The following is a 9,651-nucleotide window of genomic DNA, read 5'->3' as shown; positions in this document are numbered from 1 at the left end:
AAAAAAAAAAAAAAAAAAAAAATACAGTTTTTTCTTGTCAAATTTTTTTTGACAATCATTCCTTTTCGAAAATGGTATATCCAAAACCGCTATTGGTTGCAATGTACAATAGCGGTTGTAATAATTGTCCTTGTTTCTTTTGAAGAGAAGCTGCAGCTAAATTTTTTGATATGGATTTGTCACAAAAAAGTTTTAATTTTTTTGACGGTGTGGTATAATTATTATGTACCTGTTATATAGCTTTAACAAAAGCAAAAATCTAAATTAATACGGTCTGTTATACACTCTATAAATACCTGTTATATAATAAGATGAAATATTGTATACTGTACTATATCAGGTACATTTTACACTGATTGGTGATTTTTTAGCATCATTTGAATAAGGAGAGGAGTAATAAAATGGCTAAGGTAATGAAGACCATGGATGGTAACACAGCTGCTGCCCATGTAGCTTATGCTTTTACGGAAGTAGCAGCAATTTACCCCATAACTCCATCGTCTCCAATGGCCGAACTTATAGACCAATGGAGTGCTCATGGAAGAAAGAACATATTTGGTCAACCAGTAAAAGTCATTGAAATGCAATCAGAAGCAGGTGCTGCAGGTGCTGTTCACGGATCACTGGCAGCAGGAGCCCTAACAACGACATTTACTGCATCACAAGGACTTCTTTTAATGATTCCCAACATGTACAAAATTGCAGGGGAACTTTTGCCTGGAGTATTCCATGTAAGTGCACGTGCCGTTGCAACACATGCTCTTTCAATTTTCGGTGACCATTCTGACGTTATGGCATGCCGTCAGACAGGTTTTGCTATGCTTGCTTCTGGCAGTGTACAGGAAGTAATGGATTTAGCAAGCGTCGCACACCTTTCTGCAATTAAAGGAAGAGTACCCTTCTTGCACTTCTTTGACGGATTTAGAACATCTCACGAAGTGCAAAAAATTGAAGTTTTAGATTATGAAGATTTAAAGAAGCTTGTAGATTATGATGCCTTAAAAGCTTTCAGAGAAAGGGCATTAAATCCAGAACGTCCTGTGATAAGAGGTACAGCTCAAAATCCTGATATATTCTTCCAAGGGAGAGAAGCCGCCAATAGGTTCTACAACGCATTACCTGAGGTTGTAGAATATTATATGAATGAAATAAGCAAATTGACAGGCAGAGAATATAAGTTATTCAACTACTACGGAGCACCAGATGCAGAAAGAATAATAATTGCAATGGGTTCTGTAACAGAAACTATTGAAGAAACAGTAGATTACTTGATGAAAAAAGGAGAAAAAGTAGGTGTCGTAAAAGTACATCTTTATAGGCCTTTCTCTATAAAACATTTCTTAGATGTAATACCAAAGACTGTTAAGAAGATAGCTGTACTCGATAGAACAAAAGAACCCGGTTCAATTGGTGAACCTTTGTATGAAGATGTAAAAACAGCTTTCTTTGACAGCGAATTGCGTCCAGTAATTGTTGGAGGTCGTTATGGTCTTGGCTCAAAAGATACTACACCTGCACAAATCATTGCTGTATTTGACAACCTCAAAGCTGATGAACCAAAAGACCACTTCACAATAGGAATAATTGATGACGTGACCTTTACATCACTTCCTGTAGGAGAAGAAGTCGATACAGCACCAGAAGGGACAACCAGCTGCAAATTCTGGGGATTTGGTTCTGATGGTACAGTTGGTGCAAACAAGAGCGCTATAAAGATCATAGGTGACAACACAGATTTATACGTGCAAGCATATTTCTCTTATGACTCAAAGAAATCAGGCGGTGTAACAGTATCTCATTTAAGATTCGGCAAAAAACCAATAAGGTCAACATATTTGATAAACAAAGCAGACTTTATCGCTTGTCATAAGCAATCTTACGTTTACAATTATGACATATTGGCAGGATTAAAAGATGGTGGTACTTTCCTTCTAAACTGCAATTGGAAAGTTGAAGAATTAGACAAAAAATTGCCTGCTTCAATGAAAAGATATTTAACTAAACATAACATTAACTTCTACATCATCAACGCTGTAGACATCGCAAAAGAAATAGGGTTAGGCGGAAGAATTAACATGATAATGCAATCCGCTTTCTTCAAGCTTACAAACATAATACCAATTGAAGAGGCAGTAAAACACTTAAAAGAAGCTATCGTAAAAGAATACGGACATAAAGGCGAAAAGATAGTACAGATGAACTACGAAGCTGTAGATAGAGGTATAAATTCTTTAGTCAAAGTAGAAGTACCTGCTTCTTGGGCAAACGCTGAAGATGAGCCAAAAGAAGAAAGACAAGCACCTGATTTTGTTAAAAATGTTGCCGATGTAATGAATAGATTGGAAGGAGACAAGCTTCCTGTAAGTGCCTTCCTCGGGAGAGAAGATGGTACCTTCCCACCAGGTACTGCAGCTTATGAAAAACGCGGAATTGCTGTTGACGTACCTGAGTGGCAAATAGATAATTGTATACAGTGTAATCAATGTGCCTTTGTATGTCCACATGCTGCAATAAGGCCCTTCTTGCTCACAGAAGAGGAAGTTAAGAACGCACCAGAAGGATTTAAAGTTAAAAAGGCTATTGGAAAAGGCTTTGAAGGATTGTACTACAGAATTCAAGTCAGTGTCCTTGACTGTACAGGTTGCGGCGTTTGCGTAAATGAGTGTCCTGCAAAAGAAAAAGCACTTGTAATGAAGCCTTTAGAAATACAAATGGAAGAAGCAAAGAACTGGGAATACGCAATGACTTTATCACCAAAAGAAAACCCAATGAACAAAGAAACAGTAAAAGGAAGCCAGTTCGAAAGGCCACTGCTTGAATTCTCTGGCGCTTGCGCAGGATGTGGTGAGACGCCTTATGCTAAACTGGTAACACAACTGTTCGGCGATAGAATGATGATTGCAAATGCTACAGGTTGTTCCTCAATTTGGGGAGCTAGTGCACCATCCACACCTTACTGCACAAACCATGAAGGAAAAGGACCTGCATGGGCGAACTCCCTTTTTGAAGACAACGCAGAATTTGGTCTTGGCATGGCATTAGCTGTAAAACAACAAAGAGCAAAATTAGCTGATATAGTAAAAGAACTGTTGGAGCTTAACATCACAGCAGAGCTAAAAGAAGCATTGCAATTCTGGCTTGACAACATGATGGACGGCAAAAAATCAAAAGAAGCTGCTATAAAATTGTTACCAATACTTCAAAACTACAAAGCAGAAGACGCAAAAGTAAAAGAGCTTATTAATGAAGTACTTGAAAGAAAAGATTACCTCATCAAGAAGTCTCAATGGATATTTGGTGGCGACGGTTGGGCATACGATATAGGTTATGGCGGATTAGATCATGTACTTGCTTCGGGAGAAGATATAAACGTCTTGGTATTCGATACAGAAGTTTATTCAAATACAGGTGGACAATCTTCAAAGGCAACACCAGTAGGTGCAGTAGCACAATTTGCAGCAGCAGGTAAACCAATTGGCAAGAAAGACCTAGGAAGAATGGCAATGACATACGGGTATGTATATGTAGCACAAGTTGCGATGGGAGCAAGCCAAACTCAATTAGTAAAGGCATTAGTAGAAGCTGAAAGTTATCCAGGGCCATCTCTCATCATTGCCTATGCTCCATGTATTGCTCACGGCATAAAACAAGGTATGAGCTGCAGCCAATTAGAAGAAAAGAAAGCTGTAGAAGCAGGATATTGGGTTCTCTATAGATACAATCCGCTTCTCAAGAAAGAAGGAAAGAATCCATTCATCCTCGATTCTAAGCCACCAAAACTATCAGTACAAGACTTCTTAAAAGGAGAAGTAAGATTCTCAGCATTAGAAAAGACCTTCCCAGAAAGAGCACAAAAGCTCTTTGAAGAAGCTGAAAAACAAGCTCAAGAAAGGTACAAAATCTACGAAAAATTAGCAAAAGATGAATAAAAAATGGAGGGAGCATTCCCTCCATTTTTTATCTCTGCAAAAGGCAAGTGGCCATTAGCTTTAATTCTAATGTGGTATAATATATACGAGTGTTTGTCACTTTGTAAATATATCATATGTAAAATTATATGCACTAATATAGCATTCCATTTATTTTTTGTTATTCTTGCTCATTTAAAATTTCACTCAGAAAGGACGGTATAACAAATGAATCCTATAGATCAAGCTATCAGTTTTTACAAAGAAGAAGTTGAAGCTGCCGACCTTTATACATACCTTGCAAAAGTGGAGAAAAATCCAGAAACTAAAAGTAATTTTGAAGCACTTGCAAAAATAGAAAAAGCTCACGCAAAATTTTGGCATCAATTTTTAAAAGACAGAAATATAGAAATTCCAGAAGAAAAATCTCGTAAATTTAGGCTTTTTACTTATAAAATGTTGAGAACTTTATTAGGAAGCAAATTATTCGTCACAATACTTGAAATGAATGAAACAACAAGTACCGAATCCTATTATCGCTATTTTAACGAAGCTTCTCTTACAGAAGAAGAAAAATTAATTCTCTCAAAAATCATAGAAGATGAACTGGAACATGAAAAAATATTTAGCAAACAAAAAGATAAATTCAGCATAGAAAACATAAGAGACTTTATACTTGGAATGAACGATGGCCTTGTAGAAATCTTAGGAACTGTAACAGGACTCTCAGCTGTTTATCCAAAAAGTCCCATCACCGTGGGCACTGCTGGTTTGGTAGTAGGAGTAGCTGGTGCTCTTTCTATGGCAATAGGTGCATACACCTCTGTAAGGTCTCAAAGACAAGTAAATGAGGGTATAAAAAAGAAAATGGAGCTTTTATTTAAGGTCTCAAAAGACAGGGCAAAAGAGGAATTTTTAAATAAACTATCAGAATCTGGTATACCAGAAGATGTTGGAGCAGAAATTGTAGACAAACTTAGTAACAATGAAGATGCCATGACAAACCTCTTAACTGAGGATGTTTCAGAAAATGAGATAAAATCTGCTTTGTATACAGGTATTGCATACCTTGTAGGACTCGTATTCCCCGTTTTGCCTTACTTTATAATCACCTCATCCTCTTTAGTAGCTCTTGCATTTTCCGTAGTATTTGCAGCTATAGCCCTCTCTATAGTAGGAATTGTAGTATCTGTCGCGTCAGAAAGTCTGTCTATAAAAGGAAAGGTTTTAGAAATGGTAGCAACAGGACTTGGAGCAGCAGTCTTATCATATCTTTTTGGAACTCTAGTGCAAAAACTATTCGGCATAACCTCCTAATCAGACAAAGCAGACAAAGAGGACGGTTCCTCTCATCTGAATAACTTAGAATATTCAGACAAAAGGAACCGTCTTTTTTCTCTACTTACCTATTGTTTGATTATAATTTTCTATAGCTTTGTTTATGCTCTTTAAAGCCTCATCTAAAGCCTGTTTTGTAGTTGCTTGATTTTGTAAAACTTTTTCTATTGCCTTTTCCACTGTCTGCCTCGCTTCCGGAAAAACCCCTATTAAGGCCCCTTGTGTAGCTCTATTTATTGGCGTTGAATGAAGCTGCTCTATAGCAGTTTTAAATTGAGGGTATTTTTCAAGATGTGATTTCATCTCCGGCATATCATAGACTGCCTTAGTCACAGGGAAATATCCTGTATTTTGGTGCCAGAAAAGCTGTTGCTCAGGTGATACCATGTATTTAATAAATTCCCACGCCGCTTTTTGATATTCTTCAGATCTGGTATTCAAAATCCACAGAGAAGCCCCTCCAATTATCACCCCCCCGTCTTTGCTGTCATTTAATGCAGGCAAAAACCCTGTCCCCACCTCAAATTTATTCCCTACTCCATCTAAAACTTGCTTTAAGCTGGCAGTTGAAGCTATGAACATTGCAGTGCGACCTGCAGTAAAGGCATTTAAAGTATCGTCATAACCTCTTCCAAAATTTCCCGCCACTCCTTCGTCAACCAACTTTTTCCACCAATTTACAATATTCTGTCCTGCCTCATCATTAAATACCACTGCTGTAGCCCTTGCATCTCTGCCATTCCCATTATTTGCATAAAGTGCTCCTTGTTTAGCCATAAACTGCTCAAAAAACCAGCCATAGATGGCCATAGAGTATCCATACTGAGTAACCTTGCCAGAGGCATCTTTTTTGAGGAGTTTTTTACCGTACTGCTCAATCTCTTCAAAATTTTTCGGAGGAGTATCAGGATTAAGCCCAGCATCTTTAAAGGCCGTCTTGTTATAATAAAGGATAGGAGTAGATGAGTTAAAGGGCATAGAATACAGTTTGTTCTCAACAGTATAATATGCCAGCAAATTTGGTTCTAATTTTGATATATCGTACTTCTCCTCATCAATAAATTTCTGAACAGGTACAGCCCACCCACTGTCCACCATGAATCTTGTACCAATGTCATAAACTTGGACAATATCAGGACCGGATTTTGACTGCTGTGCAGTCCTTAACTTATTTAACTCTTCGTCATAATTCCCTTGGAACTGCGCTATCACTTTAATATTAGGATGAGTTTTGTTAAAATTCTCCACCATCTTATTAAGCGCTGCTCCCAAATTACCACCCATAGCATGCCAGAAAGTAATCTCTATTACTTTGTCCTGTGATGAGGTAGGAGTTGACTGTGTAGAAGCAGTGGCAGTTTGTTTTTGTGAATTTGAACAACCAATTGCTGCAATAAGTAACCCTAAAATCAGCATCAAACTTATTGCTCTCTTAAAAATAATCATACACCTTTCCTCCTTAAATAATATAGAATGTTTATATTTTACCCTTTCAAGGCTCCAGCACTTAAACCTTCAATCAGCTGTTTTTGGCCTACAATAAAAGCTACAAGAGATGGTATTATTATCATTATCACTCCTGCCATTATAAGGCCAAAAGATTGCGATTCCGCCATCTGCAGCATACTTATGCCTATTTGTACCGTTCTCATTTCGTCTCTGTTGGTAACAAGCAAGGGCCACATATACTGATTCCATGTCATAAGAAAACTGTAAATCGCTAAAGACCCTATTGCTGGCCTTGAAAGAGGCAAAAGCACTTTTACAAAAAACTGAAACTTAGTAGCTCCATCTATAGCAGCTGCTTCATAATAGTCTTTAGGAATCGTTAAGAAAAACTGCCTCATCAAAAATATTCCTAATGCAGTGCCCAAATTTGGGATTATTAGAGCCTTATACGTATCAATCCAATTTAGCGACCGTATTGTAAGATAATTTGCAATAATTGTAGCTTCCCCCGGGATCATCATGGTCGAAAGGAACATCAAAAATATCAAATTTTTCCCTTTAAAATCATAGTAAGTAAAAGCATAAGCCGCCAAACTCGCAGTAACTATTTGTCCCACAGTTACCACAGAAGACACGATGAAGCTATTTAAAATAAATCTTAAGATAGGTACTGACTTCAAAGCCTCAACATAATTCCCCAAATACAGGCTTGTAGGAATAATCTTAGGTGGGTACTGAAAAATATCCTCTGGTTTCATCAAACTGATCATTAGCGCATAAATTAGCGGGAAAAGAATTATTCCTGCAAGAATTACATTCACGATATATACAATCAAAATCCTTATACTCTTCCTCACCTGTAAAATACCCTCCTCTCACCTGTTTTGAATTGCAAAACTGTGAGTATTAAAAGTATTACAAAAAGTATTATAGATTCTGCACTTGCAACTCCAAACCTGAAGTTAAAAAAGGCATCCCTGTATATGGAATAGACTATAACATTAGTAGAATCCACAGGTCCCCCTTGCGTCATGATATTTATCACGCCAAATTGCTGGAAAGCATTTATGATATCAACAACCGTCACAAAAAACAAGGTGGGTGAAAGCATGGGAATAGTAATTTTAACATGCTGTAAAAAGACATTTGCTCCATCGATCTGGGCACTCTCGTAAAGGTCTTTTGGAATATTTTGAAGTCCACCTAAGAGGAAAATAAAGTTCATCCCTAGATTTAGCCAAATTGTTACAATAGACACCGCCACTATACCCCATTTAACATCAGTAAGCCATCCAATTGCAGGAATTCCAAAAAAACTCAAAAGGTAATTTATAAATCCAATAGAAGGGTTAAATAAAAGAGTCCATATTACCGCGGCTGAAGCTGAGGATATTGAAATAGGCAGTGCGTAAAAAGTTCTAAAAACACTCTTCCCTTTTATATCTAAATTAGCAAATATGGCAAGAACCAATGAAATGATTATAGAAAAAGGCACTGTCAGCAAAACAAACTCAAAAGTCACATAGAGGCTATTTAAAAAATCTGGAGATGCCAATAGGTCAAAGTAATTTTTAAGACCTATAAATTTACTTAATCCCCCCTGAGGTCCCGTCATAAAAAGGCTTATATAAATGGTTTTAAAGAAAGGATAGAAAGTAAAAGCTATGAATATAGAGGCTGCTGGCAAAAGATATAAGTAAGGCTCAATCTCCGCTTTAAAATTTTTCAAAGGCATCCCCAACGTATGCCTTTTTACCTTATAGCTTTCTTTTGAATGTATAGTTTCAATTCTGTACATTCTAAATTACCCCCAAACTTAAAGTTTTACATTCCACAACTCAGGATTTCCCGTAGATACCGCAATAGCACCACTTGCGAGCGCCCTTATCATTTGTTCCTTGTTTTGCAAAAGCCCCCCTGTAATTATGGGTAAATTCGTCTCTGTCCTAAATTTTTCAATCATCTCTGGAATCAGTGCAGGCATCAGCTCCACAAAATCTGGTTGTATTTCTTTTGTAATCTCTACCGCATTTTTAAAAGCATCAGAATCAATTAAAAAGCACCTTTGGATAGTTATCAAGTTTAGCTTTTTGGCAATTTTAATCAAATTGGCTTTTGTAGTAATTATTCCATCAGGCTTTACATAATGGGCTATAAACTGCAAACCCTCTTGGTCAAAGCTTATACCCCCTATCTTTTCAATGTGCACAAATACCAGGAAGCCATTTTCTCTATAAAAATCTACAAATCTTTTAACTACTCCAATATTCCCTGTGAGCAAAAAAATTCCACTCAACGACTTATTTAGAGCTTTCTCAAGATGCTTTTCTTCCTTTACAGCTGCAACCAATTTGTATTTCTTTAATCTTTCTATAAAAGTGTCTTTTTTCATCACTTTCCCCCTTCACAAAAAGAGAGAAACCTTCAAAAAGACTAATAGTTCCCATCTATTAGTCCGTTTAAAGGTTTCTCTCCTTTCTCTAACCAAAACTATCTACTTGTCTGGTTTTATTATAAAACTTTTGTGTTATGTCTATATTAAGAATATGTTAAATCTTTGTTATCTTACAAAAACCCAAACAAAAGGAAAAGTTACTTTGTCTGAATATTTCTAGGCTGTTCAGATGAGAGTAACCGTCCCATGTATCCGTTTTTTAGAGAATTTTAAAAAATGTTGATATTATCCTAAATATCTTGTACAATGAAGATAAGAACAATAAATTTTAACCTCTTCCCGAGGAGGGAGAAAAAATGTTTAAATTCAACATAAAAAATCTCATCTGGGCCATAGCAGGGCTTGTCTTTCTGATAGTGGCTGTATTTTTTATAGTCAACTGGCTTGTAAATTCAAAAAATAACACCTCTAGTGAAAGTGCATAAGCCTATAAATAAAAAGACCCCGCAATACGCAGGGTCTCAGTTTGTTGACAAAGCAAAATTTTAGCCCCTGTTTTCT

The 9,651-nt window shown here is 36.8% G+C and carries 7 protein-coding genes; 3 read left to right on the top strand and 4 right to left on the bottom strand.

Going from position 1 to position 9,651, the window contains the following annotated elements; genetic code table 11:
• The first annotated feature begins 401 nt into the window (after positions 1 to 401).
• Complete coding sequence (gene nifJ / locus M663_RS0111175) at positions 402 to 3,929, top strand: pyruvate:ferredoxin (flavodoxin) oxidoreductase (RefSeq protein ID WP_029688964.1); 3,528 nt, start codon at positions 402 to 404, stop codon at positions 3,927 to 3,929.
• Positions 3,930 to 4,136: 207 nt separating this feature from the next.
• Entirely contained in the window at positions 4,137 to 5,225 is a 1,089-nt protein-coding gene (locus tag M663_RS0111170) for a VIT1/CCC1 transporter family protein (protein ID WP_029688963.1), read from the top strand.
• A gap of 81 nt (positions 5,226 to 5,306) precedes the next feature.
• Here the strand turns inward: M663_RS0111170 and M663_RS0111165 are convergent, their stop codons facing one another.
• From M663_RS0111165 to M663_RS0111150, 4 genes are read right to left on the bottom strand one after another with little or no spacing between them, the layout of a single operon-like run.
• Positions 5,307 to 6,692: an ABC transporter substrate-binding protein gene (locus M663_RS0111165; protein WP_029688962.1), complete on the bottom strand. Its 1,386-nt coding sequence runs from the start codon at positions 6,690 to 6,692 to the stop codon at positions 5,307 to 5,309.
• A 38-nt stretch (positions 6,693 to 6,730) separates the two neighbouring features.
• A complete protein-coding gene (locus tag M663_RS0111160; protein WP_029688961.1) occupies positions 6,731 to 7,552 on the bottom strand; it encodes a carbohydrate ABC transporter permease in 822 nt (273 codons plus the stop codon).
• Positions 7,549 to 8,493: a sugar ABC transporter permease gene (locus tag M663_RS0111155; RefSeq protein WP_029688960.1), complete on the bottom strand. Its 945-nt coding sequence runs from the start codon at positions 8,491 to 8,493 to the stop codon at positions 7,549 to 7,551. The genes M663_RS0111160 and M663_RS0111155 overlap by 4 nt, the downstream gene beginning before the upstream one ends.
• Positions 8,494 to 8,511: 18 nt before the next feature.
• Positions 8,512 to 9,087 carry a glycerol-3-phosphate responsive antiterminator gene (locus M663_RS0111150; protein WP_029688959.1) on the bottom strand — a complete coding sequence of 192 codons (576 nt, stop codon included), beginning with the start codon at positions 9,085 to 9,087 and terminating at the stop codon, positions 8,512 to 8,514.
• 359 nt (positions 9,088 to 9,446) lie between these two features.
• Between M663_RS0111150 and M663_RS15630 the strand changes: the two genes are divergently transcribed.
• Positions 9,447 to 9,575 (top strand): hypothetical protein, encoded by a 129-nt coding sequence (locus M663_RS15630; RefSeq protein WP_255356326.1) that lies wholly within the window; start codon positions 9,447 to 9,449, stop codon positions 9,573 to 9,575.
• Positions 9,576 to 9,651 lie beyond the last annotated feature (76 nt).

Origin of the sequence: Thermoanaerobacter sp. A7A (assembly GCF_000445185.1) — a bacterium.
Taxonomy (GTDB): Bacteria; Bacillota; Thermoanaerobacteria; order Thermoanaerobacterales; family Thermoanaerobacteraceae; genus Thermoanaerobacter.
Note: the sequence above shows the minus strand (reverse complement) of the source record. Positions and strands in the feature narration are given on the sequence as shown.